Here is a 23,723-nt window from a genome sequence, read left to right on the forward strand (position 1 = left end):
GTATTTTTATTATATTACATATAAAAGGGGTTCACGGCAATGGAAATTTTTAATGCAGTTAGTACGGATGTGAAACAAATTCATCAATTAATCAAAGTTTACGCTGATAAGGGCATTGTCCTACCAAGGTCATATCTATCACTCTATCAACATTTACAATGTTTATATGTAATGAAAGAAGAGGAGAAGATTGTCGGCGTTGCAGGTTTACATGTATTGGGAGAAGACCTAGCTGAAATCCGCTCCCTTGTTGTAGATGATCAATATGCGGGTAATGGAATCGGCCGCCTGCTAGTCAATAAAGTGGCAGAAGAAGCTGTGAAATTAGGGATACAAAGGCTTATCTCATTAACCTATGAGCAAGAATTCTTTGCTAAATGTGATTTTACTGTAGTGTCTCGCCATTCACTACCAGAGAAGGTCTGGGTAGATTGTATGTCATGCCCTAAAAATGATGCTTGTGATGAGATTGCGATGATTCGTTTTATTGCTTAAATTTAATGTAAATGCTGCTGTCACTAGCTCCTGTAGTAGTTTTTTTTTAGTCTGCTAGTCGGGTTTACACATTATAGGATGTGCGGAATGCACAATTCTCTATTGAAACCCGTTACGGGTGCGGTATTAATTATGATTGCAATCTTAATTGCTGAGCTAAAGCCATCCCTCAATAAAAACCAATCTGCTAAAAAAATTGTACTAAGCGACTCATAAGAAACTCTTTAATTTAAACATTACATGAACACATTGTGAAACATCGTACTTAAGCAGGGTGCGGGTTTGTTTTAGAAGGGGAAAATATTATTAGATTGATCTAAGGAATGTCTACAAAAGTTAGACATTCCTTAGAGTACAAAATAACTAAAACGAAGAACATCAGGTTTATGGGTCTAATTATTGACATAGGTGTACAATAATTACATTTCAATTTTCAATCATTTCTTTGAATTAGAGAGATAACTCGTTTCTTCCTCAGCCAGTTACTTCTTTTTAACTTTTGGCCATAAAGGTCGTTGAACATAATTAATCATCGTATTGAACACAATCCCCCATTGCGTATTTGTTAAAGAACCAATGGGTGTTCCATTTGAAATACCTAAGCTTTTTTTTATATGTTTTAACTGTGGAAGTGTAAATATTCCTCGCAAAGCAATATCTAAAGGGGCATTAGATTGCTTTAGGGCATATTGTGCCAGTCCAAGGAAAGCTAAATAATATTTTTTCTGGACAATGGGTTCTTTCCTTCTAGTTATTAGAACCATTGCAGAATCTACTTTGGGTGGGGGAGAAAAATTATTTCTTGAGATGTCTTTGATATAGTGTATATCAAACCACATTCTCCAAGCTAACACATAAGAATCTTTGACTGACTTTGAGGTAAAGCGTTTTGCAGCCCCTTTCTCCATTACAATGACCCCTTTTTGAAATCCACTTGATGGATTATTTAAAAGCATCTTCATGATCGGAGTTGTAATGGAGTAGGGTATATTCGAGACAACGACAAAATGCTCATTGGGTAAAAAAACCTTCATAATGTCCTTATGGATAATTTGCGTGTTAATATTCTGTGCCGTTTTTTTCTTTAGAATTTCGACATACTTCAAATCATATTCTACTGCAAGGACCTTTCCTGCACTGTTCGCTAATAATGAGGTTAAAGCTCCTTTCCCAGCTCCTAATTCTAAAACTATATCACTACTATTTATATTTGCTCTTTCAATAATTTCATTAAGTAATTTCTTATTACTCATCAGATGCTGGCCAGAAAAATTGGGGAACTTCATACTTTTTAATTTTTTTTCACAGTATTTATGGGTCTTCTTACTCTTCCTCGTCATACTATCTCTTCCCTTCGAAAATTAATAAATCAAAGGGATCTGCCTGTGATTCAGAGTAGAGGGAAGAAAGCCTATCTTCATAAGATAAGGGGAAATCCTAGATAGTCGCAACCAAATAAACCTACTTTTTTTCTAAAAAAGAAAGGTAATCATACGTAAAAAAAGAAAAGCATAACTCAGCCTTTCTTCACATTACATATTTTTTGTAGGAAATGAAGATTATTTAAAAAGGGCAGACTAATCCCGTTTACTCTGTATACACAAAACAGAGCCTTTGAACGTATTAAATTTATGAGTTCAAAGTTGAGATACGAAGTCTGACATATGAATGACCCATTTTTAATAATCCTCCTTATAATAATTTAATGATACATTGTTTATTATAACTCGTTCTTCAAAATAAATCAAAATATTTTGAATTTTTTTACCGTGCAAAGTTTTTATGGAAGTTGTATTTTTACTTCACTATCAATATATACCTTCATAGAGCCATAGAGTAAAAAGAGCCAAACTGACAAAGGAAGTTTTCTGCAAAAATGATGACTTATTTTCAAATTTAACCGATAATAGAAGAGAAGTATACCGGTTAATATCATCCTATATTGTGAATGCCTATCCTATTATCATTTTCTAAAGGAAATCTTCAGTCAACGAAAGCAGTGATATCATGTTTTTACTTCCACAACCAACATCTCGAATCGAAAAAGACAGATTCATCGATATTGTGAAGGAACGTTTATTAAAAGTATATGATGAGAAAATCATGGCTATCGGTGTCTATGGCTCATTTGCCCTTGATGAGGATGGTCCTTATTCAGATATAAATTTTCAAGTGATTGTTTTTGATGGACAACGAATCGATGATTTTCAGTTTATTTATCCGCCGTTTAAGGTGACCATTGAGTCGCTGCAAAAACAGCAATACATAACGTCTGCGAAAGAAATAAATTCAGATTGGTCATTAAACGTTGCACGTTTCATACATACGATGCCTATCTATGATCCGATTATGTTTTTCTCAAAAATGAAAAGCATCCCCCTGCAAATATCTAGCTACGAGATAAAAGATGTAATGAAAAAGTGTATGATTGAAGAGTTGTACGTGAAGATGGCTAAAATAAGAAACTTAAGGCTCCTTCAGGATGAAACATCATTGTTGTTAAATGCAGTGGAGTTTTGTGAACAAGGTGCTAAGTTAATTGGCTTAGCTAATCGTTATTATTTTCGTTCAAAAACAAGGATGCTTGAAGAATCATTAGGAATTGCCACCAAACCTCATGGCTATGAACAATTAGTGAAACTTATTCTTCAAAGAGATTGGGACATTAGTGAAATTGTATATGAAGCTTGTGAGCATCTTTGGACTGGAATCAATCAGTGGTTCAATGAACTTGGAATTAACTATCGCTCACATTCTTTTCCATTTTAAAAGTCATCTTCCAAAACGAGAGAAGATGACTTTTTTTGTAATGGAGACTAGTTCTTATTTCTTTTATTCTTGCTGATGACAAAAATAATACCACTCATCCATAGTAAGAAAATAACGACATAGATTAGATAAATCCATATATCAGGCGTTTGGAAGGTCAATAAGATCGTCCTGGCGTTAGTAAGGACAATAAATCCACCAACGAGTACTCCTAATAGATATGGTGGCAACACTTTAACTAACCAAGCTGCAATAGGAGCAGCAATAATGCCACCGATCATTAAAGCAATGACCCAAGTCCAATTCAGTTCCTCCCAGCCTAAAGCAATGAAAAAACCAACGCTAGCAGACAGTGCAATGGCGAATTCACTAGTATCCACTGTGCCAATTACTTTTCTAGCAGATATCCCTTTTTTGGATAGTAAAACAGGTGTGGCAATTGGTCCCCATCCACCACCACCTGTTGCATCTGCAAAGCCGGCAATAAGTCCAAGTGGAATTGCTTGCTTTCGCGATAAATGTAAAGTTTGTTTTTGTCTTTTTACTTCGTATTGGAAAAGAAACCGAAAAAAAACAAATAAACCTAAAAGAAGTAGAAATCCAGCAATATAAGGTTTAACCACATCACCAGGTAGTTGACTTAAGAAGCAAGCTCCTATAAATGCACCAATTGATCCCGGAATAATTAAACGAAAAACCGCTTGTTTGTCAACATTGCCAAACTTTATGTGTGATGCACCTGAGGCAGCAGTCGTTACAACTTCGGCTAAATGGACAGATGCTGAGGCGACAGCAGGAGCGATTCCAAAAGTAAGTAAAAGAGTTGATGAAGTTACACCATACGCCATGCCAAGGGAGCCATCTATTAACTGTGCAAAAAAACCAATAAAGGCAAAAATAATTAGTTTCCTCATAGTCCTTCCCCTTTAAAAGTAATCTAATTTAACATATGATTTTTTTGTACAAGAGTGCATGGAAAGTGTATGAGATGAGGTGTTTCTCAAATGGAATACCTCATTTATGGGGAAATGATATAGAGGATTTTGCTAAAGAGAAATGAATCTAAATTCATATAAAAGTAGCCAGCTAAAATAGCTGGCTAGGGTGGTAATGTCATGATTGTTCAGATTTTACTAAAATTTTGACCTGTGCTTTTTCTTTAACCAATGTTTCAAAACCTTCTTCAATTACCTCGTCTAAGGTAATCTTCTTCGTAACGAGTTGGCTGGCTTGGAAGTAGCCTTTTTGCATAAGTGATAATACGGCAGGGAAAACATCACGATATCCGATGATTCCTTTAACAGTCCGTTCTTTCATTACAATATCATTTGGAAGGATCTCTGCCCCTTTTTCCCAAATGCTTACGATAATTGTTTCCCCACCAATTCCAGTAGATTGAATTGCTTGTTTAAGTACAACTGGTACGCCAGTAACTTCAAAAGAGACATTCACACCACCATTAGTTAATCTAGCAATTTCCGCAACAGTGTCATCTACTTCGGCTGGGTTTATTATAGTTGCCCCTAATTCTCTTGCTTTTGCTTGTCGTTCAGGTGAAAGTTCAACAGCATAAATATCTGTTGCGCCAGCGGCTTTTAAAGCTTCTATTACAAGTAAACCGATTGGGCCGCAGCCAAATACAGCTACCTTATCTCCAGCTTTTACTTTACTAGATCGTACTGCATAGAGAGCTACTGCAGCAGGTTCGACAAGGGCTCCTTGTTCAAAAGAGAGATCATCTGGCAGTTTAAAAAGTAGCTCTTCATCAACGGCTACGTATTCACTAAAACCACCGCCACCTCCTGCTAGGCCTAAAAATCCCATTTGTTCGTCTAAGTTATAAGCACCTTGGTGTCCGTGTGTCGCAAAAATTGGTTCTACTACTACTCGGTCACCAACTTTGAGCTTACTTACACTGTCGCCAATTTCGACAATCTCTCCAGAGAATTCATGTCCTAGTGTAATCGGAGCTGTTTCATTTGTTAATGGATGTGGCTTATCAACAGGTATAAAAATAGGTCCGCCTAGATATTCATGTAAATCGCTTCCGCAAATACCGCACCATTTGACTTTTATTTTTACTTGCCCTGATTGAACGATAGGTTCGTCAATATCTTCTAGACGAATGTCTTTTTGGTTATGCCATCTTAATGCTTTCATATCATTACATCCCCTAAATATTTTGTATAATTTGTTACGATTAAAAGTATACAACTAATTTACCTTATGATAAATTTAGTTATTATTAACTAAGGTTAATCAAAACTTAACTAAAGAGGATGCTTCTTATGAATATTGAACAATTGAAATATATTGTTGTGATAGCTAGAACAGGTTCTTTAAAACAAGCAGCAGATGAATTACATTTGACTTTACCTGCATTAAGTCAATCGATTAAAAGTTTAGAAAGTGAATTAAATATTACTTTGTTTCATCGTTCACGAAGGGGATCTGTACCTACTGAGGAAGGGCATAAACTTATCGAAAAAGCAAAGTATGTCCTATTAGCATACCAAGATTTTATTGATGAAGCAGAAGCTTATACAAATACAATGAGTGGGGAAATAAGAGTTGCTACTTACCCTGGCCCCATGGGCATTTTGGTGGAAGTTATTTCAAAACTAAAAATGGATTATCCGGATATTAAAACGGCTGTTTATGAGAATAGTACAGAAGCAATTATTAAAAAAGTTCAAGATGGTGAGGTTGATGTTGGCCTTATTACTTATAACGAGAAGGAAGAACATAAATATCGTACGTTGATCTTTAATAAGTTATTGGATGGACATATGGTAGCTGCAATAAATAAGAATTCTCAACTAACAAAATACAGCCAAATTACTGAAGAAATGCTTAAAGGACAACCAATCATCTTGTATGATGATATTTATATATCTGATTTTATGAAAAGGTTTAATTTACCCGCTTTAGATATTCGTCTTATAACAAATAATATTGATACGATTAAGAATTCACTAGAGAACAATACAGCAATCAACATTGGATTTGATTATGCTTTTAAGACAGATGTCGGTTTATCAAAAAGTAGTGAGTTTGTTATTGTCGATTTCGCTCCCCCGCTTAATAATACGTATGCATTTGGTTATATTTATCATAAGAATAATGGGCTTTCAAGAATTTTAAGGGAGTTTATTAAGAGGATGTCCAATAAGCTAAGAACAAATCCTCCAGATAAGCGGATTGATTAATGGCAGCATAGGTAAAGATGAAGGAGGTATTTGCTCAAAGGCGATGGTACTAATTGTTTGAAATCAGCCAGGAACCCTTAGATAAATACTATATACATGATAACTATTTAGAGTTGGTTGAGATTTTAATTCCTGGCTTATAAGGACAAGGTACCAATAGCAAATGCATGTATGAAAGGGTCTACAGAATTATATTTGAGACGAAGTTATCTCCATGAGGAATGGAAAAATCCAAAACATTCTTTAATCCTTCTTTTTCATAGCATCCATAATTATTTCAATAACCTCTGGCCTACTAAATTGCTTCGGGAGAGTAGTTCCTTGTTTTAACATTTCCCTTACCTTTGTTCCTGAAAGATGAAGGTGTAAAGAAGTATCATGGGGACATGTTTTATGTGAGGCCATGCCATCACATTTAATGCAATAAAAGGTGTGTTCAAAAGGTAATATGGTTATTCCTAGTTCTTCCTTAGGGAATGTTGAAAATATCTTCTGGGCATCATATGTGCCATAATAATCACCAACACCAGCATGGTCTCTGCCAACAATAAAATGTGTACATCCATAATTTTTTCGTGCAATCGCATGATGAAGTGCTTCTCTTGGGCCAGCGTACCTCATTGCCTGTGGATAAGATGACAATAAAACTCTTTCTTGCGGATAATAATGTGCTAGTAAAACTTGATAGCTTTTCATTCTTGTTTCTGCTGGAATATCATCTTTTTTTGTTTCGCCAACAAGGGGATGAAGCAGTAAGCCATCAACTAATTCTAATGCTAATTTTTGAATATATTCATGTGCGCGATGAACGGGGTTTCTTGTTTGAAATCCCACAACCGTCTCCCACCCTTGGGTAGCAATATATTTTCTTACTTCTGCTGGTTCTAATTGAAACCCTTCAAGAAAAGGTGGTTTTTTGATTTCTTTTGTTAATGTGACATGGCCGCCAACATAAACTTCACCACGATTAAAAAGTTTGTCGACACCTGGGTGATTGCGGTCAAGTGTTTGATAAATTATACTGGCTTCTTTTTGTTTATCTGGCAGAAAAATATCGCTAATTTCAATATATCCATAAACACAACCATCATAGACTAAATTCGCTTTATCATTGATTTTTAGTAACTCGGCTTCTTTTTTTGATAGAGGTAAAGTAATTGGAATGCTCCAGATAAGGTGATTGGCTAGTCTCATTTCATGAAGGACAGAATAATAGTCAGTTGAAGTTAGAAAACCTTCTAAAGGGCTATAAGCACCATTACTAATTAGTTCAAGGTCAGATAAAGAGGTACCATCGAGTTTGATCTGCTTAGTGATATGACTCGTGTTTGCATTTATGTTTTTTCTATTAATTAAATGTCCACCATGTGGAATAGAGTTTGTCATTTCCATTATTCCTCCTTCACTTAAGTCGCTCAATTAAGTAGTTTACGAGTTCATTTGCACACTCTTCAGCTGATTTCGAGTTGGTCGAAATAACAAGGTCTGGAGACTGGGGAGGTTCATATATTTGATCGATGCCAGTAAAATTTTTGATTTCTCCTAAACGGGCTTTCTTGTAAAGTCCTTTAGGATCTCGCAATTCACATTCTTCTAAAGAACATTCCACATATATTTCAATAAACTCATCTTCGGTAAAAAGAAAGCGGGCTAGCTTTCGATCTTCCTCGAACGGGGAAATCAGTGCTGCCAAAACAACAATGCCTGCATCTACAAATAATTTGCCTATTTCAGCTGTACGGCGAATATTCTCTTTTCTATCTTCACTACTAAATCCTAAGTTTTTATTGATCCCGTGCCGTAAGTTATCACCATCTAATAGATAAGTACTCATATTTAATTCGTATAATTTAGTTTGTACAATGTTTGCTATGGTTGATTTACCAGAACCTGATAAACCAGTTAACCAAACCATACAACTTTTATGATTGTGTAATTTTTGCCGATTTTCTTTTGAGACTTGTGATTGAGACCAAGTGATGTGTTTTCTACTATCCATACAAAATAACCTCCAATCTTATATTTGTCTCACTTATTATTATGCATATGTATTTTCAGGTCAGCTTGTACAGGTCATTTGCCTGTAAATCACCAAATTCGTAACCGCTTATTCCCTTTCTCATATTCTATAAGTAGGAGAAAGGAGTTCGACGTACAGTGACAAAAAGAATGAATGAAATAGTAGTTAAAAACATGATGATGTCTTCTTATATCCCGCTTTTTTCCACCGATTTTCCATACGTTCTCTTATGGGTTCCGAAAAATGGGTGCACAATTGTGAATAAATGGTTTATGTACCATATCGGTGCGGCTGGGGATTTGTCTCAGTTGAATGTCGAAATGACGCATAACTATCGTGACTTTGTCCTTCGGAAACGCTCAGGGTACGAGGATGAATTAAAAGAGGAATTAATAAATGGTGAAAAAACGATTGTGAAAATCGTGAGAAACCCTTATAGAAGAGCGGTTAGTTCCTTTTATCATGCATTGAGCGGAGAGTGGCTTTTAACACAATTAGGAAGTACCATTACAGAAGGTATGTCTTTTAAAGACTATCTCTTCAAATTGAAATCATTCGGCGAAAGCATACATGTATTAGATAAACATATTGCGCCTCAATATACAATTGGGGAAGAACAAGCACCTATTTGTTATGTGAAATTAGAGAATTTACAACAAGAATTAATAAAGTTAGAAAGGCTTGCGGGACTAAAAGCTTCACCAATGAATGAGATAGCAAGATCCTCTCATCATTTTTCATCGAGAATGAAGCTAGAGGGTGATTATGCAAACCGAGTAATCAATTTTGCCAATGATGAGGAGGATTTGCCGGATTTACCTACAGCTAATAGTTTATTTAACGAAGAAACGAAGGCACTAGTAGAGGAAATCTTTGCTGTGGATCTGCATTTTTACGGATATAAGCTAGGGGAATATTGACTTTTTTTGCTATCAAATGAAGCGGGTCCTCAGTTGTAAGAAAAAGTACATCTGAGGATCCTTTCGTATTTAAGAAAACATTTTACCTAAGGGACCCTCATCATTAATCATATCTTGCAAAGAATAAAGTGAAATTGGGAAATAAATTGTCCCATAAACATATGGAAGTAAGCTATACACATCAAAGATTATGACCAATGTGAGGTCAGCGGTATAAAAGGATTGGGTATCTGTGATTCCGGGATAGGGTACGAGAAGGTCGGTGGTTAAACCTCTTTCCTGCAACTGCTGTTTGATTAGAGTGTTAAGCCTTACTTTGTAATTACTATCCTTTTTAAAGAGTTCTCCAAGTGTATATTGCTTACCAGTCAAACTGTTAAATGTTAACCCGCGTGTAAAAGTAAGGCCATGTGCACCCCCTGAGTATGAATAAACTGTAAGAGATAAACTTAAGACACCTTTTTGGTTGTTTTTTAAGTCAAATCCACCAGTTAATTCAGTTTGTGGTTGTCCGTAACCTTGATCTTTCATTAATTGATTTAGGCTATCTGATATGGCATGATTCATTTTTTGTTGGGCAGCTGGGGGCGTGTAAGAAGTTACCTGCGGTTTAAAAATATCTATACGATTATGCTTGATATGGATCGGTTGAATACCAACTGGTAATTTAAATGTATTCATCACATACACCTCCTAGAAACTAACATATGAAGTGGAACGAATCGTTATGTTGCGATGACAAGTTTTATATATGATAATAAAATGATGACAATAATTTAGGATGATAACTGTGTATGAAAATGAAAAAATAAAACAAAGATTAAATACATTTATCAATGTCTCAAGAAATATTACATCGAATACGAGTTTAACAAAATTAGTACAAGAAATTATAGAGGCCGTGATTGAATCAATAGACAAGGCCGATGCAGGCTTCTTTCTTTTATGGAATGAAGAGATGGAATATTTAGAAATAGAAGGAGCTTACAACTTTAAAGAGGAGATGTATTTACAAAATAAGCTTTTAGCAGGGGAAGGTATTAGTGGCTCTGTTTTTGAAGATGGTTGTAGCAAAATGATTCATACGGCAGAGAAGATTAAAGAGGCAATGGGAAATATGCGTAATCAAACTTTGCATTATTATTTAGAGTCAACGGTACATGCAGCCATACCTGTAAGTTGTATGTCTGTGCCATTGATTCATCAAAATAAAAAAATCGGTGTTTTAACGATAGATAATTTTAAGAACGATGGTTTTTTTAGCGATGAGGACTTAGCGTTTTTAGAAGCCATCGGTCACCAAATTGCAATTTCTATAGTAAATGCTAGAGCTTTTCAAGAAAAGGAAAAACAAACAAAAGAATTAGAAACCATTTTGTCTTTACATAATGAGTTGAATCATGTGGCTTTAAAAGGGGACGGTACATTTTCTTTAGTAAAGAAGCTAGCGGAAAAGTTCAGCGGATCGATTCTTTACTTTGATTCACTTTACCGCTTGAAAACATCTTATCCTCCTTCTGAAGATCATCATTTCTATATAAAAGAATGGTTAAAGAAAAATGCAAAGAAATTAAGTATTCCAAGATTGCTTGATATCTATAAAAAAGAAGAATGGGTAGGTCAAGCAATTGGGGTGATGTCTTCTTTCGGTACAATTGGTTTTTTGGTGGTAACTGAACAGGAGAAGGAATTAAATTTAATTGGTGAATTGGCTTTTAAGCACGCAGCATCTATTATGGCCATTGAACAAATGAAACAGCAAGAACAAATGAAGCATCAACTCACGGAAAAAGAAGAATTATTAAAAGATATATTAAAAAATAACTTTACTCAAGAAGTACAAAGAGCTTTGAAGAGATATGGGATTAGTATCGAAGACAAATGTATCTTTATGGGTATCGAACGGTTGATGAATGATGAAGCATTAGAGAGTTTTATTTCAATAGAAAATCAGGTGAAAAGAGTCTTTCAGGATCGCTTTCTAACTATTTGTTTTCCAGGTAGGGATATGGTTTATGTGATGCTCGCTTCTAAAGATTCTATATTGAATAGGGAAGAAGAATTAAAAACGAGGTCAGAGAGACTTCAACGATATTATCATCCGAATTTAATATATATAGGACGACCTGTCGATTCATTAAGACAAGCTGACATTTCATTTAAAGATGTACAAATCATGCCTGATTTTTTAGTTGAGCAAGGAAAAAATTCCAGTAAAGTCATAGTGTTTAGAGAGATAGGGTATAGAAGATACTTAAACGATGTATCAGATGATGATGCTACTGCTTTTGTGATGATATTCTTAGAAGGGATTGTACAAGCAAATAAAAATGATTGGCTAAAAACGCTTAACGCATACTTACAAACAGATAAAAACGCAGTGAAAACAGCCGAAGAGATGCATCTACACCCTAATACAGTCTATTACCGCATTCAGCAAATAGAAGAGAAGCTTAATATTAATCTTGATTCATTGGAGGATTGTATGAATGTAAGAATAGCACTTGATCTTTATCAACTAAAGCATTTGTAAAATAAAAATAAATGGAAGCTCTAGATAGTGAAGATTTACGTTAGCAATGGCAAGAAAGGTGTATGTCTGCTGCAGAAAAAGTGATGCTAGGATAGTAATGAAAAATAAACACGAATGTCATTCTATGTTCGGTATGCAAAAACATGCTCCCTAAGTAGAATGCATTCGTGTTTGATTTTAAGGTGAAAAAAGTATATGTCTAATTAATTGTAATTTATGAGGGCTAAAGGCCAAGAAGTCCATCCAGGAGGTCAAGGTCCTGGTAGCCCCACCAGATATATACCTAACCGGCGCCAGGGTATATGTGTAACCATAGAAGCGAGGTAGATACCTTTTATGATTTGTTTGGTCATTGGATTCGCCTCATTATTTCATATGGGTCATCAGATGAACCAATATGAAATAGGAGAAAAACAATCGTTAAACGCCGCGCTTATTTCCCCATATATATGTGTGTAATTGAGGGAGAACTCTTATACTTTTAAATTCACTATCATGCATTGTTTTCTCTACTAACCATTCATATTTAGCTAGTAGGTTACTTCTTAGCACATCGTTATTGACTGTCATGCTGTCATCGTTGCCAACTTGTAAGCAGAAGGAAAGTCTTGGATAGCGTAAGTGGACTTTTTTTGCATAAGCTAAATCTTCTTCATTAAAGACCACAACTTTTAAATTGGGTTGCTTTTCTTCAAGTTGAGCAATAATTTCATCTAGCTTATTGAAATCGGTTTCCATTTGTGAGCTTGGTGGTTTCGGGGATAATGTCAGAAAATCGATATCCTTAAACCAATCTTGCCACTTGCTACCTTGTGTTTCCAAAGCTGTTTGCACTTTTTTGTCTTTGAGAAGCGTCACTAATTCACCTAGGTTTTTTAGTAATGCTGGATTGCCTCCAGAAATAGTCACAAAATCAAAGTGATCTCCACCGATGTTTTTTAACTCATGCCAAATTTCTGTCGCTGTCATTTGTTTTATTAAATGTTTACTAGAACCATCCCAAGTAAAAGAAGAGTCGCACCAAGTACAAGCGTAATCACATCCAGCAGTACGAACGAACATCGTTTTCTGGCCAATAACAATGCCTTCACCTTGAATGGTTGGTCCGAAGATTTCCATTACAGGTATTTTACTCATCTTCCATCCACTCCCTTCTTACTTCAGCAAAGCTTGTAGGAGTTTCATAGAGTTTGACATATTCCACTCTAAGTTGTTGCGGGCTCTCTACTAGCGCTTCTTTCATTTTTTCGTAAACCCATACAACGATGTTTTCTGCTGTTGTATTCATGGGTGGTAGTGTTTCATTAATATACTTGTGATCGAGGTGAATTTCAATTTCTTCTTTCCAAAGTTGCTTAATATTTGCGAAATCAACAACGATTCCACGATCATCAGTATAGCCACTAATACCGAATATGACTTCATAGGTATGACCATGTAGATTTTTACATTTCCCTTCATAAGCATGAAGATGATGGGCCGCATCAAATGTAAAGGATTTACTAACGAGCACCCTTTTATGATGATATTTTAATTGGTCTTTCTGAATATGCTCATCTATTTTCTGAAGTTCCTCAACTATACGAAAGCCATATAAATCCTTCATGACATTTTCACCTGCAAATACTGAGTCAAGCCTTGCATTCGAAGCTCACAAGCAGGACATTCGCCACATCCGTCTGCAATGACACCATTGTAACAAGTGAGTGTTTTATTTCTAACATAATCAAGTTTGCCAAAATCATCAGCCATCGCCCATGTTTCTGCTTTGTTTAGCCACATAAGGGGCGTATGTATGACAAATGGCCTTTCCATAGATAAATTTAAAGTGACATTTAATGATTTAATAAATTGATCACGACAATCCGGATAACCACTAAAATCTGTTTCGCATACACCTGTAATGATATGCCTTGCCCCTATTTGGTAAGCGAGAATGCCAGCGAAGGATAGAAATAATAAATTTCTACCTGGTACGAAGGTTGAAGGTAATGCCCCATCTTCACCATTCTTGACATCGATATTTGATCGTGTCAACGCATTAGGCGCTAATTGGTTTAGCAGTGTCATATCTAAAATATGATGTTCAATTTGTAAATCAGCTGTAATTGCTTTGGCACAGTCAATCTCAATTGCATGCCTTTGGTTGTAATCAAACGTTACAGCGACTACTTCAGAGAAATGTTCCAAAGCCCAGAATAAACAAGTAGTACTGTCTTGCCCGCCACTAAATACGACAATGGCTTTTTCATTCTTTTTCATAATTAATCTCCTTTTAAACAGAAAAACAGCACCACTAAGAAAATGGCGCTGTTTTTCCTTAGTTTTTTTGAGAGGGTTTAGCTAGAACCTCTACCGCTAAGCGGAATTTGACTTAAGTTGTCGCTAGTCATTATAACATAAATAATGAGCAGTATTCGTCTTTTTTTAGGCTCTTTTTCGCATAGATTGTTGTTGTCCAGCAAATATTCACTTAGTAATACTGGAAATTTCCGATTGTAAGGTATAAAAAAACAACCATTCCTTTATGGAGTGATTGTATTTGTTATTCCCTTCAATTATTTCATGTTGAGCATCAATAATTAAAAAAGTTTGTTTCAAATGATTTTCCCCTTTTACTGGTGGAAATATGCTAGACATATTCTCTATAATACTTACTACCTTCGTAAATACATGTAATTTCTAAAAATGTACTCAACACTTATGTACTAATAGGACAACTAAATGAAATTTCACTTCTTGGCCTTTTCACGAGTTCTCCTCCGCAGTTAGGGCATACATAATTCATATGCACTGTGCATTCCTTGCAAATAGTACATTCATGTGTACAAATATACGCTAAAGAATTTTTATTAAGTCCCTTGTTACATTTTTCGCAATTACTCCTCATTTCTAAAGACATATTTAATCTCCTTTATTATCATAATTTTGGAAACTTTCTAGTTTAATTCTAATAAATTGGTTGCTATTTTTACATATTAATCTTATTGTGATTTTATAAAATATCTTTCTTTTTAACTAAAAAAGTTTGTTTGACTTAAAATTTTAATGAGGAGGTAAAAATATGGATGCAATTGATCAAAATATATTATTGCACTTACAGGAAAATGCTCGAACATCTTTCACTGAATTAGGAAAGAAGGTTGGATTATCTACTCCTGCTGTTAATGAGAGAATTAAGAAGCTTGAAGAAAAAGGGATAATAGTTGGCTATAAAGCAATCATTAATCCAGAAAAAGTAGAAAAACCCATAATGGCTTTTATACTATACGACAATACCAAGTGTGAACAATTTGTAGAGTTTTGCAAAAATCATTCTAGTGTTATTGAATGTCATCGACTGGCTGGATCATATAATTATTTAATTAAAGTTTTAACTGATTCTGTCCAATCTTTGGAAAGCTTTATTGATGCTTCCATGTCATTTGGACAGCCCTCCACATTGATTAGACTCTCTTCACCTGTTGATAGTAGATTAATACAGTAAGACTTTTTGATGAGAAAAAGTGCTGTATTATTAATCATCTTTTCCAATGTATTTGTTTTGAAAATGATATATTTCTAAAGGCTCTTGTAAGTCATCATCGCAAGGTCATATACCTCTTGTAGTGAGAATAAAAAGGGAATACAAAAATCATATTAAAAATAGCAAACCTTATAAATGATATTGCTTTTTTAGCATTTCTTCTTCAGCTAACCTACTTTTTGTTCCATAAGAAAAAAGAGCAACGCATCATTCCCCCAAGGTCCGTCCCATATAAAACTCTATGTTTACACTTTTTTGAAAGTCGAGAATAGAGTCGAGAATAGATTACTATATTTATAAGATGGATAATTTGCAAAAGAGGTGAAGTCCCGATGAAATTAAGGGAGCATAAAAGCTTTGTTCGTTTTTGGATTGCATCGACAACTTCAAGCTTTGGCACATATATTACAACTCTGGCTCTTCAGGTATTAGTGGTTGGTAATATGGGAGGCAGTGCTGTTGATGTTGGCTGGGTTTCAGCATCTAGATGGCTTCCGTATGTACTATTGGGATTAATAGCGGGGGTTTTGGTTGATCGTTTTCATCGAAAGACTGTATTGGTGGTAACAGATATAGGACGCGGCATGATACTTACCTTCATTTGCTTTATGTCTATTACAGGAGTAATCAGTATTGGCTTACTCATGTTCCTGCTGGTGCTCTTTGGTACTTTGTCTCTTTTTAATGATTCTGCCCACCAGTCCTTTGTGCCACAATTAGTCCCTCGTCCTTTATTAACACGTGCAAATGCACGGTTGGAACAAAGCTCAGCGGTTGCTGAAACGAGCGGTCCAGCCATTGGGGGCGGACTTGTCTCATTGATTGGTGCACCATTTGCCCTTCTTTTTGATGCCTTATCGTATTTGTTTTCAGGTGTATTAATGGCATCGATTAAACACCAGACCTCAAAAAAAGTGAAGACTGGATCACTTGGTCAGCAAATCAAGGAAGGTTTGCGATGGGTCTATCAACACCAATACCTTCGTCCCCTCGCTTTAAACACGCACGCCTGGTTTCTCTTTCATAGCATGACGATGACAATCCTAGTATCCATGTTTTTAATTGAACTTGGCTTCGATGCCTTACTCCTTGGGTGTGTCCTCGCCGCTGCAGGTGTTGGTGCTGTCGCAGGAACCTCACTATCTTCTCGAGCCGGGGTGCGCTTTGGTGTCGGGCGTGCAATGGCTTTTTCTCGAATTCTTTATGGCCCAGCAGTAATCTTGATGGCTCTAGCTCCAGCAGCTAACAACTCAGATTCGCCGTACATAGCTCTCATTTTTGTGATTGTAGGCCAGCTCTTTTATGGCTTTGCTATGGGAATCGAAGGTCCTCTTGAAATGGGATATCGACAATATGTCACGCCATCCCACTTCCAAGGGCGCATGAATGCCACACTACGATCCATCAACCGTAGTGCAGTCGTTATCGGCGCTCCACTAGGAGGTACTCTCGCTGACGGACTAGGTTTCAAAACAGCTTTATGGATTTCGATAGCTGGCCTCATTTTATGCGGATTATGGTTTAGTCTTTCATCAATGAGAAAAGCTCGAATAGAAGACGCTGAAATCTAAAAGCTGCCGCGATAGATCAATAAATAATGCAAATACTACCTTAAGGTACCGTGTTTAAAAATTTCTATAATTTAAAACCATGAGGATTCTTTTTTACTTGCTTATTTCTTTTGTCATTTTAACAATTTCCTGTTGATACTAAAGTATTTCTACGTAAAAGCAACAATTTTTACGATTTAAAAAGCAGAAGGGATAAAAAGGTCAACGCTATTCTTAATCTATTCTGAGGTGGTTCATGAATAAAAGGAAGGAGTTTTTAAGGAGAGAAGAGAAGTAATGTATTCAGTAAAAGTCTACTAAAAAGTTAAGAAATGGCTTTAAGATTGTTTCTTGAAAGAAGGTGTAAAGGAATGAGGTGGAAGCTTAGAATTCCTTTAATCCTATTGACGATGGGGCTAACGTCTAAACTCTATCAACTATTCATAGGTAATGGTTCCTTTTTCAATAGTTTACTCTATATCTTCCTAACAGGTGGAGTGATTTTTATATTGGAACGAACAGGCATTAACAATCAGAAGGTTCATTTTTCATTTGGTGTGTTGATTATATTTGTTGGTATAATGGTAGATTATTTCTCACAATAAGAAATGATCTTTAGTAAAACGAATGCTCGTATGAAGATGGAGGTGTTTCTAATGAGTTTAACGATTGATAGTAAGATAAATAATGTTTTTATTCATGTCTCGAACTTAAAGTACTCAGCCACATGGTATGCAACTTTAATGGGGTTAACAATTGATCAGGAAAAAATTCAATCTCCTGTATTTAACCTACCTGTTACAGGTGAAACAGGATTGACCCTTGATGATCATACAAAAGACCCTAGCTTTGTTTTTAAACCGGCTTCACATGCGATGTTTAATTTGTATACCCGTGATATTGATAAGGCTTATCAATTTGTCATCTCGAATGATATAAAAATAGTAAAAGAAATAGAATGGGTAGGTGATTTGGCTTATTTTCTCATTGCTGACCCTGATGAAAATGTATTGATGCTATGCAATAAGTAAAAAAATGAACCCAGTTCGCAAAAAAGAAGCGGACTGGGTTCATTTTTTTATTTGGTTAGTGAATCTTCAATTGTTTCTGTTTTTGCTCCTTCAAGAAACTTTAAAGCAGCTGTACCTAGTGTTTTAGCTGCGATAAGAAGGGAGCGCTCATCGATATTAAATCGTGGGTGATGATGAGGATAGGTAATTTGCCAATTAGGATCCTGTGCCCCTGTAAAGAAGAATGCTCCTTTTACATGTTGGAGATAATAAGCGAAATCTTCTCCACCCATAAGCGGGTCACATTCTACTACTTCTGTTACTTCTTCAATTTCCTTAGAGATATTTGCAATAAATGCAGCCTCTTCTGGATGGTTAACAACAGCGGGGTAGCCCCGTTTGTATTGGTAATCATAGGTTGCCCCAAATAACTGGCATGTTGAACTTAAATAGTTATCAAGCTCTTTTTCTATTAAATCACGTGTATCCTCATCAAAGGTTCTTACTGTACCGATTAGTTTAGCTGTATCAGCAATGACATTAAAAGGGTTTAATGCTTCAAAATGACCAACTGAGACGACAGCTGGATGAAGAGGGTTCGCTCGGCGAGAAACAATTTGCTGTGCACTTGCGACAAATTGGGAGCCAACCATCACTGCATCTTTTGTTAAATGCGGTTCAGAGCCATGACCACCTTGTCCTTGAATGAGAATATTGAATTGGTCAGCTGCAGCCATAATAGGTCCTTCTTTGACTTGTATCGTGCCAAGAGGGAAGGTTGACCAAATATGTGTCCCAAATATGGCGTCAACACCATCTAAGCAACCATCTTCAATCATAGAAATTGCACCACCAGGGGCAATTTCTTCAGCGAATTGGTGAATAAAAACAATTGTTCCTTCAATATCTTCCTGGATTTTATTAAGTGCTTTAGCTAAAACGAGTAAAGTTGCTGTATGTCCGTCATGGCCACAAGCATGCATCGCACCATCGATTTTTGATTTATATGGAAGGTCATTTTCTTCTTGAATGGCTAATGCGTCGAAATCAGCCCGAAGCGCAACTGTTTTCCCTGGTTTTCCACCACGAAGCGTAGCGACAACACCCCTGCCACCTACACCGGTGCGAACGTCATGACCGAGCTTTTCGTGATAGTCAGCTATATAAGCAGGTGTTTTCACTTCTTGATACGAGATTTCAGGATATTCATGAAGAAACCGGCGGATAGAAATCATTTCTTCTTCGTACTCTTTTAATAAAGCAAATAATTTTTCCATTACGTGAACGCCTCTTTTCAAAAAGATTTAAATAATTGAATAGTATAATTATAAGAAAATTGAGTCTCCAGGTCCAACTGGTAATCCAAGAAGGTACCATAGGGAGAACAGAATAATCCATCCGATGGCAAAACAAATTGAGTAAGGTAATAAGGCAGAGATTAATGTTCCAATCCCAATTGATTTATCATGCTTTCTAGCGAAAGATAATAAAATAGCAAAGTAGGCGAGCATCGGCGTAATCGGGTTTGTTATAGAGTCACCAATACGGTAAGCCATTTGTGTAAATGCTGGACTATAACCTAAATACATAAACATCGGTACAAAAATAGTGGCTAAAAGTGCCCATTTGGCTGATGCACTGGCAATTAAAAGATTAATAAATGCACAAATAATAATAAAACCAATTAACATTGGTAATCCTGTGAAATTCATTGCTTGTAAGAGCTCAGCGCCTTTAATAGCAAGAATAGGACCAATGTTACTCCAATTAAAGAAAGCAATCATTTGCGCTGCGACAAACGCCAATACAATAAATGGAGCTAAATCAGCAATGGATTTGAACATTTTATCTGCGACATCTTTATCAGATTTGATCGTCTTTGCTCCAATGCCGAAAGCAATAGCTGGTAGTAAGAATAAGAATAGCATAATCGGTACAATACCTGACATAAATGGACTATTGATAAAAGAACCTGTTTCAGCATCTCTTAACCATCCATTTTCAGGAATAACAGCGATAAGTAAAATGGCGATATAAGCAAAAACTGTGATACCAGCCCATTTTAACCCCCGTTTTTCAGCGCTTGTAATTTCTGCAATCGCTTCTACTTTACCATCGTATTTACTAAATCGTGGTTCGACAAACTTAACGGTTACCCACGTAGCTAGTCCAACGAGTAGAAAGGTTGAGGCAATCAAGAAATAATAGTTCATTGTCGGATTGCCAATATAATTAGGATCGACCATTTTTGCAGCTTGTTCGGTAATACCAGCTAACAATACATCTAGTGAATTTAGTAGAATATTAGCTGAAAAACCACCACCAACTGCAGCATACGTAGCAATTAAACCTACTAGCGGGCTTCTGCCGACACTCATAAAGATAAGTGCAGCGATAGGTGGGAATACAATAAATGCTGCATCAGCAGCTACTCCACCTACAATTGCTGTAAAAAGAACGACTGGAAGGATGAGCTTCTTAGGTGCACTTAACACTGATTTTTTCATAACAAGTTGTATAAGACCAGTGGCTTCTGCAACGCCTACACCAAGCATAGTGACAAGTACTAGTCCGAGTGGAGCGAAGGAGGTGAAATTGCTAACCATATTAGTGAGAATCTGTTCAATCCCTGCTCGGTTGAGGAGATTAATCACTTCTATCGGTTCTCCAGAACTAGGGTCAGTAGCAGAAACACCAATCTTAGCAAGTAAAAAAGATAAAATAAGTATCATACCTGACATGATTACAAATAGTGTAATAGGGTCTGGTAATTTATTTCCTGCTCTTTCAATGCTATCGAGGAATCGATCAGTTAATTTCTTTTTAGTCGGTAAAGGTGCTTGCTGTTTTGGAATTGCGCTCATATATACCCTCCTTGTTGATTAACTTTTTTGAAAATTATAAGGGTATTACGAGGAAAAAACTATGTGATGAACTCTAAAAAAAATATATTTATTTAGATCATACTACAAAATTATACACTTTCTGATGATTGAATGAAGTGGACAAACCTACATATATCAAAGGGAATATGTAATTTCTAATACTTTATCTCACTAATGAATTTAAGTGGTGAAAAATATAAGACTATGAGAATTAAATAGTAAGTAATAAGGATTTTTTTGTGAAAATTGTAATAAATGGTTAGAAGTTGAAACTTTAACTTGTGGGATTCGTACATCATTATGATGGGAGGGTGTTTAATTAATGAGGTTGATCAAAAGAAAAAAGAGCAAAAAGAAGAAAGAATCCATTTGGGATGTTTTATTTGAAATCGTCTTGTGGATCCCTGAGATTCTATTGTGGCCATTAAGAGCTTTATTTTTTCTTGGAAGGAAAACCTACCATTTCTTTATTTCTAATTAAGGAATAAGGTTCTTACTTCCCTTTCTTTCTTTTTTCTTATAATATGGTATTGGTGAAAAGAATAGGACATTGTTTACAGCATGATAAACAGTTTATAAATAAAAGGTAGGTATAGGATGGAACAATTGATATTAGATCTTGTAAATTGGTTTAAAGATTTATCATATATAGGTATTTTTCTTGCTCTTTGTATTGAATTTATTCCGGCTGAAGTTGTTTTGCCGTTGGCTGGTTTTTGGGTGTCTGAAGGAGACATGTTGTTCTGGGGTGTAGTCATTGCTGGCTCTTTAGGTGGTGTTGTCGGCCCGCTTACATTATATGCAGTGGGTCGTTACGGTGGTAGACCTATATTAGAAAAGTACGGCAAGTATTTTTTTATGTCCCCAGAGAATTTAGAGAAGGCGGATGCGTTTTTTGCTAAACACGGGGCATTTGTTGCTTTCTCTGCTCGTTTTCTTCCAGGGGTGAGAACAGTGATTTCTGTCCCTTGTGGGATGGCAAAAATGAATCCTTGGGTTTTCTCACTATATACATTATTAGCGATGACCCCGATTACATTCTTTTATGTTTACTTAGGTGTACAATTAGGCGAAAATTGGTCAGATGTAAAACCAATACTAAATCAATATCTTGTTCCAATTGGTATAGTACTCGTTATATTGTTTGTCATTTATTTATTGATTAAAAGAAGGAAAAATCAAAAAGCAGAATCACTTTCAGATTTCTTTGGAAAAAAATAAAAATGAAAAGCCATGACCTCACTGATAGATTAGTGAGGTCATGGCTTTTTTATTTTAATAGCAAAAATCTTGAAATTTAATAGTTGAACAGTTATTTGCAGGATGTTACCAATCAAATTGGCAGGCACACAAGGAGACAAATATTTGTTTCATAAGGGTAATAAGGAAAAGAGAGGGAACTGCGCGCAAGTATTGAATACGCGCAAAAAGACAAAAGAAAAAGACAGGGAATTGCGCGCAAGTAGTGAATACGCGCAAAAGACAAAAGAAAAGGGCAGGGAATTGCGTGCAAGTAGTGAATACGCGCCCAAGTCATAAGAAAAGGGCAGAGAACTGCGCACAAGTAGTGAATACGCGCAAAAGACAAAAGAAAAAGGGAGAGAATTGCGCGCAAGTAGTGAATACGCGCACAAGTTAAAAGAAAAAGGCAGGGAATTGCGCGCAAGTAGTGAATACGCGCCCAAGTCATAAGAAAAAGGCAAAGAATTGCGTGTAAGTAGTGAATACGCGCAAAAGACAAAAGAAAAATGGAGGAAACTGCGTGCAAATAGTGTTTACGCGCACAAGTCATAAGAAAAAGGCAGGGGATTGCGCGCAAGTAGTGAATACGCGCAAAAGACAAAAGAAAAATGGAGAGAATTGCGCGCAAGTAGTGAATACGCGCAAAAAGACAAAAGAAAAAGGCAGGGAATTGCGCGCAAGTAGTGAATACGCGCAAAAGACAAAAGAAAAATGGAGGGAATTGCGCGCAAGTAGTGAATACGCGCAAAAGACAAAAGAAAAATGGAGGAAACTGCGTGCAAATAGTGTTTACGCGCCCAAGTCATAAGAAAAGGGCAGAGAACTGCGCACAAGTAGTGAATACGCGCACAAGTCGTGTTTATATGCCAAGATTACAAGCAAAGTAGAGGATGCTATGGGCATAAATAAAATGTATATCGATAGCTTGAGGGTTTTAAAAGGAGCTAGATCGACAGAAGGATTCTGTCTAATTTAATTTTTTTTCATAAGCAGTCGAATTTCACTTATCTTTCTTTCTTCTTTCTAAAAGCATCACATCTCTCCATCCGTCTACATGCTTGGCGATTTTCTCACGGATTCCTACTTGGCGAAATCCGTGTTTTTTATGTAAAGAGAGACTTGCATGGTTTTGTGGAAAGATACTGGCTTGCAATGTCCAGATCCCATGCTTCTCACTTTCAATGATTAAATTTGATAATAATATTGAGCCAATCCCTGTTCCTTGATATCCATTGAGAATATAAATACTTATTTCCGCAACCCCCTTATATACCTCTCTATTCGAATAAGGGGTTAGGGCAGCCCAGCCAACCACTTGCTGTCCATTTTTAGCAACTAAACGAGCATAAGGTAAATGTTTCTCATGCCAGTTATGCCAGTTTGGTGTTTCCTGCTCGAAAGTAGCTAAGCCGCTATCTATCCCTTGTTGGTAGATCTCTTTTACTGATTCCCAATCTTCAACTACTAATGATTCGATTTTCATAGCTATTCTCTCCTCTATATCTCCTATTTTTCATAAAATGTCTTTTTATCAAAGGAGATAATTGTTAATAGTGTAATATCT

26 protein-coding genes and 1 riboswitch are annotated in these 23,723 nt (G+C 36.1%); of the genes, 13 read left to right on the forward strand and 13 right to left on the reverse strand.

The window, feature by feature from the left end:
- Positions 1–39 precede the first annotated feature (39 nt).
- Both LCM23_RS01770 and LCM23_RS25810 read left to right on the forward strand, forming a co-directional pair.
- The gene (locus tag LCM23_RS01770; protein ID WP_224935017.1) at positions 40–495 is read left to right on the forward strand and encodes an N-acetyltransferase; all 456 of its coding nucleotides are present in this window, start codon (positions 40–42) and stop codon (positions 493–495) included.
- Positions 496–582: 87 nt separating this feature from the next.
- Positions 583–711, forward strand: coding sequence for a hypothetical protein (locus LCM23_RS25810; RefSeq protein ID WP_263624095.1), 129 nt, complete (start codon positions 583–585; stop codon positions 709–711).
- A gap of 266 nt (positions 712–977) precedes the next feature.
- Here the strand turns inward: LCM23_RS25810 and erm are convergent, their stop codons facing one another.
- Positions 978–1,835: a 23S ribosomal RNA methyltransferase Erm gene (gene erm, locus LCM23_RS01775; RefSeq protein ID WP_224935020.1), complete on the reverse strand. Its 858-nt coding sequence runs from the start codon at positions 1,833–1,835 to the stop codon at positions 978–980.
- Positions 1,836–2,502: 667 nt separating this feature from the next.
- On the opposite strand from erm, the gene LCM23_RS01780 reads away from it, so the two are divergent.
- Positions 2,503–3,264 carry a kanamycin nucleotidyltransferase C-terminal domain-containing protein gene (locus LCM23_RS01780; RefSeq protein WP_095370241.1) on the forward strand — a complete coding sequence of 254 codons (762 nt, stop codon included), beginning with the start codon at positions 2,503–2,505 and terminating at the stop codon, positions 3,262–3,264.
- A 47-nt stretch (positions 3,265–3,311) separates the two neighbouring features.
- On the opposite strand, the gene LCM23_RS01785 is transcribed toward LCM23_RS01780, so the two are convergent.
- Both LCM23_RS01785 and LCM23_RS01790 read right to left on the reverse strand, forming a co-directional pair.
- On the reverse strand, positions 3,312–4,178 hold the full coding sequence (locus LCM23_RS01785) for a sulfite exporter TauE/SafE family protein (protein ID WP_224935022.1): 867 nt from the start codon (positions 4,176–4,178) through the stop codon (positions 3,312–3,314).
- A gap of 199 nt (positions 4,179–4,377) precedes the next feature.
- Positions 4,378–5,424 carry a 2,3-butanediol dehydrogenase gene (locus tag LCM23_RS01790; RefSeq protein ID WP_224935024.1) on the reverse strand — a complete coding sequence of 349 codons (1,047 nt, stop codon included), beginning with the start codon at positions 5,422–5,424 and terminating at the stop codon, positions 4,378–4,380.
- A gap of 128 nt (positions 5,425–5,552) precedes the next feature.
- Here LCM23_RS01790 and LCM23_RS01795 point away from each other — a divergent pair, with 128 nt between their 5' ends.
- Positions 5,553–6,473 (forward strand): LysR family transcriptional regulator, encoded by a 921-nt coding sequence (locus LCM23_RS01795; protein ID WP_224935026.1) that lies wholly within the window; start codon positions 5,553–5,555, stop codon positions 6,471–6,473.
- 243 nt (positions 6,474–6,716) lie between these two features.
- Here LCM23_RS01795 and sat read toward each other — a convergent pair whose 3' ends face one another.
- Both sat and cysC read right to left on the reverse strand, forming a co-directional pair.
- Positions 6,717–7,859, reverse strand: a complete 1,143-nt coding sequence (gene sat, locus LCM23_RS01800; protein WP_224935028.1) for a sulfate adenylyltransferase — start codon at positions 7,857–7,859, stop codon at positions 6,717–6,719.
- A gap of 16 nt (positions 7,860–7,875) precedes the next feature.
- Positions 7,876–8,472: an adenylyl-sulfate kinase gene (cysC, locus tag LCM23_RS01805; protein ID WP_224935030.1), complete on the reverse strand. Its 597-nt coding sequence runs from the start codon at positions 8,470–8,472 to the stop codon at positions 7,876–7,878.
- A gap of 158 nt (positions 8,473–8,630) precedes the next feature.
- On the opposite strand from cysC, the gene LCM23_RS01810 reads away from it, so the two are divergent.
- On the forward strand, positions 8,631–9,413 hold the full coding sequence (locus LCM23_RS01810) for a sulfotransferase family 2 domain-containing protein (RefSeq protein WP_224935032.1): 783 nt from the start codon (positions 8,631–8,633) through the stop codon (positions 9,411–9,413).
- Between the two features lie 69 nt (positions 9,414–9,482).
- Here LCM23_RS01810 and LCM23_RS01815 read toward each other — a convergent pair whose 3' ends face one another.
- The gene (locus LCM23_RS01815) at positions 9,483–10,094 is read right to left on the reverse strand and encodes a DUF3298 and DUF4163 domain-containing protein (RefSeq protein WP_224935034.1); all 612 of its coding nucleotides are present in this window, start codon (positions 10,092–10,094) and stop codon (positions 9,483–9,485) included.
- Between the two features lie 109 nt (positions 10,095–10,203).
- Here LCM23_RS01815 and LCM23_RS01820 point away from each other — a divergent pair, with 109 nt between their 5' ends.
- A complete protein-coding gene (locus LCM23_RS01820; RefSeq protein WP_224935036.1) occupies positions 10,204–11,946 on the forward strand; it encodes a helix-turn-helix domain-containing protein in 1,743 nt (580 codons plus the stop codon).
- A 420-nt stretch (positions 11,947–12,366) separates the two neighbouring features.
- On the opposite strand, the gene queE is transcribed toward LCM23_RS01820, so the two are convergent.
- The 4 genes from queE to LCM23_RS01840 all read right to left on the reverse strand — a co-directional run bounded on the left by queE (position 12,367) and on the right by LCM23_RS01840 (position 14,848).
- Positions 12,367–13,083: a 7-carboxy-7-deazaguanine synthase QueE gene (queE, locus tag LCM23_RS01825; RefSeq protein WP_224935038.1), complete on the reverse strand. Its 717-nt coding sequence runs from the start codon at positions 13,081–13,083 to the stop codon at positions 12,367–12,369.
- Positions 13,076–13,552, reverse strand: coding sequence for a 6-carboxytetrahydropterin synthase QueD (gene queD, locus LCM23_RS01830; protein WP_224935040.1), 477 nt, complete (start codon positions 13,550–13,552; stop codon positions 13,076–13,078). The genes queE and queD overlap by 8 nt, the downstream gene beginning before the upstream one ends.
- Positions 13,549–14,208, reverse strand: coding sequence for a 7-cyano-7-deazaguanine synthase QueC (gene queC / locus LCM23_RS01835; RefSeq protein WP_224935043.1), 660 nt, complete (start codon positions 14,206–14,208; stop codon positions 13,549–13,551). The genes queD and queC overlap by 4 nt, the downstream gene beginning before the upstream one ends.
- A gap of 52 nt (positions 14,209–14,260) precedes the next feature.
- Positions 14,261–14,305: riboswitch (PreQ1 riboswitch) on the reverse strand.
- 342 nt (positions 14,306–14,647) lie between these two features.
- Positions 14,648–14,848 carry a DUF1272 domain-containing protein gene (locus tag LCM23_RS01840; RefSeq protein ID WP_224935046.1) on the reverse strand — a complete coding sequence of 67 codons (201 nt, stop codon included), beginning with the start codon at positions 14,846–14,848 and terminating at the stop codon, positions 14,648–14,650.
- A gap of 162 nt (positions 14,849–15,010) precedes the next feature.
- Between LCM23_RS01840 and LCM23_RS01845 the strand changes: the two genes are divergently transcribed.
- From LCM23_RS01845 to LCM23_RS01860, 4 genes are all read left to right on the forward strand, one after another.
- Positions 15,011–15,433 (forward strand): Lrp/AsnC family transcriptional regulator, encoded by a 423-nt coding sequence (locus LCM23_RS01845; protein ID WP_224935049.1) that lies wholly within the window; start codon positions 15,011–15,013, stop codon positions 15,431–15,433.
- 371 nt (positions 15,434–15,804) lie between these two features.
- Positions 15,805–17,043, forward strand: coding sequence for an MFS transporter (locus LCM23_RS01850; protein ID WP_224935052.1), 1,239 nt, complete (start codon positions 15,805–15,807; stop codon positions 17,041–17,043).
- A gap of 350 nt (positions 17,044–17,393) precedes the next feature.
- Positions 17,394–17,627: a hypothetical protein gene (locus LCM23_RS01855; protein WP_224935055.1), complete on the forward strand. Its 234-nt coding sequence runs from the start codon at positions 17,394–17,396 to the stop codon at positions 17,625–17,627.
- Between the two features lie 51 nt (positions 17,628–17,678).
- On the forward strand, positions 17,679–18,053 hold the full coding sequence (locus tag LCM23_RS01860; protein WP_224935058.1) for a VOC family protein: 375 nt from the start codon (positions 17,679–17,681) through the stop codon (positions 18,051–18,053).
- A gap of 47 nt (positions 18,054–18,100) precedes the next feature.
- Here LCM23_RS01860 and LCM23_RS01865 read toward each other — a convergent pair whose 3' ends face one another.
- Together LCM23_RS01865 and LCM23_RS01870 are read right to left on the reverse strand one after the other, a co-directional pair.
- Positions 18,101–19,309, reverse strand: a complete 1,209-nt coding sequence (locus LCM23_RS01865) for a M20 family metallopeptidase (protein ID WP_224935061.1) — start codon at positions 19,307–19,309, stop codon at positions 18,101–18,103.
- Positions 19,310–19,357: 48 nt separating this feature from the next.
- Entirely contained in the window at positions 19,358–20,896 is a 1,539-nt protein-coding gene (locus LCM23_RS01870; RefSeq protein ID WP_224935064.1) for an AbgT family transporter, read from the reverse strand.
- 618 nt (positions 20,897–21,514) lie between these two features.
- Between LCM23_RS01870 and LCM23_RS01875 the strand changes: the two genes are divergently transcribed.
- The 3 genes from LCM23_RS01875 to LCM23_RS01885 all read left to right on the forward strand — a co-directional run bounded on the left by LCM23_RS01875 (position 21,515) and on the right by LCM23_RS01885 (position 22,967).
- Positions 21,515–22,138: a DedA family protein gene (locus LCM23_RS01875; RefSeq protein WP_224935067.1), complete on the forward strand. Its 624-nt coding sequence runs from the start codon at positions 21,515–21,517 to the stop codon at positions 22,136–22,138.
- A 144-nt stretch (positions 22,139–22,282) separates the two neighbouring features.
- A complete protein-coding gene (locus LCM23_RS01880; RefSeq protein WP_224935070.1) occupies positions 22,283–22,456 on the forward strand; it encodes a hypothetical protein in 174 nt (57 codons plus the stop codon).
- A 223-nt stretch (positions 22,457–22,679) separates the two neighbouring features.
- Complete coding sequence (locus LCM23_RS01885) at positions 22,680–22,967, forward strand: hypothetical protein (RefSeq protein ID WP_224935074.1); 288 nt, start codon at positions 22,680–22,682, stop codon at positions 22,965–22,967.
- 192 nt (positions 22,968–23,159) lie between these two features.
- Here the strand turns inward: LCM23_RS01885 and LCM23_RS01890 are convergent, their stop codons facing one another.
- Positions 23,160–23,642, reverse strand: coding sequence for a GNAT family N-acetyltransferase (locus tag LCM23_RS01890; RefSeq protein WP_224935076.1), 483 nt, complete (start codon positions 23,640–23,642; stop codon positions 23,160–23,162).
- Between the last annotated feature and the right edge of the window lie 81 nt (positions 23,643–23,723).

The sequence above is a fragment of the Cytobacillus kochii genome (assembly GCF_020171845.1).
Classification (GTDB): Bacteria; Bacillota; Bacilli; order Bacillales; family Cytobacillaceae; genus Cytobacillus; species Cytobacillus kochii.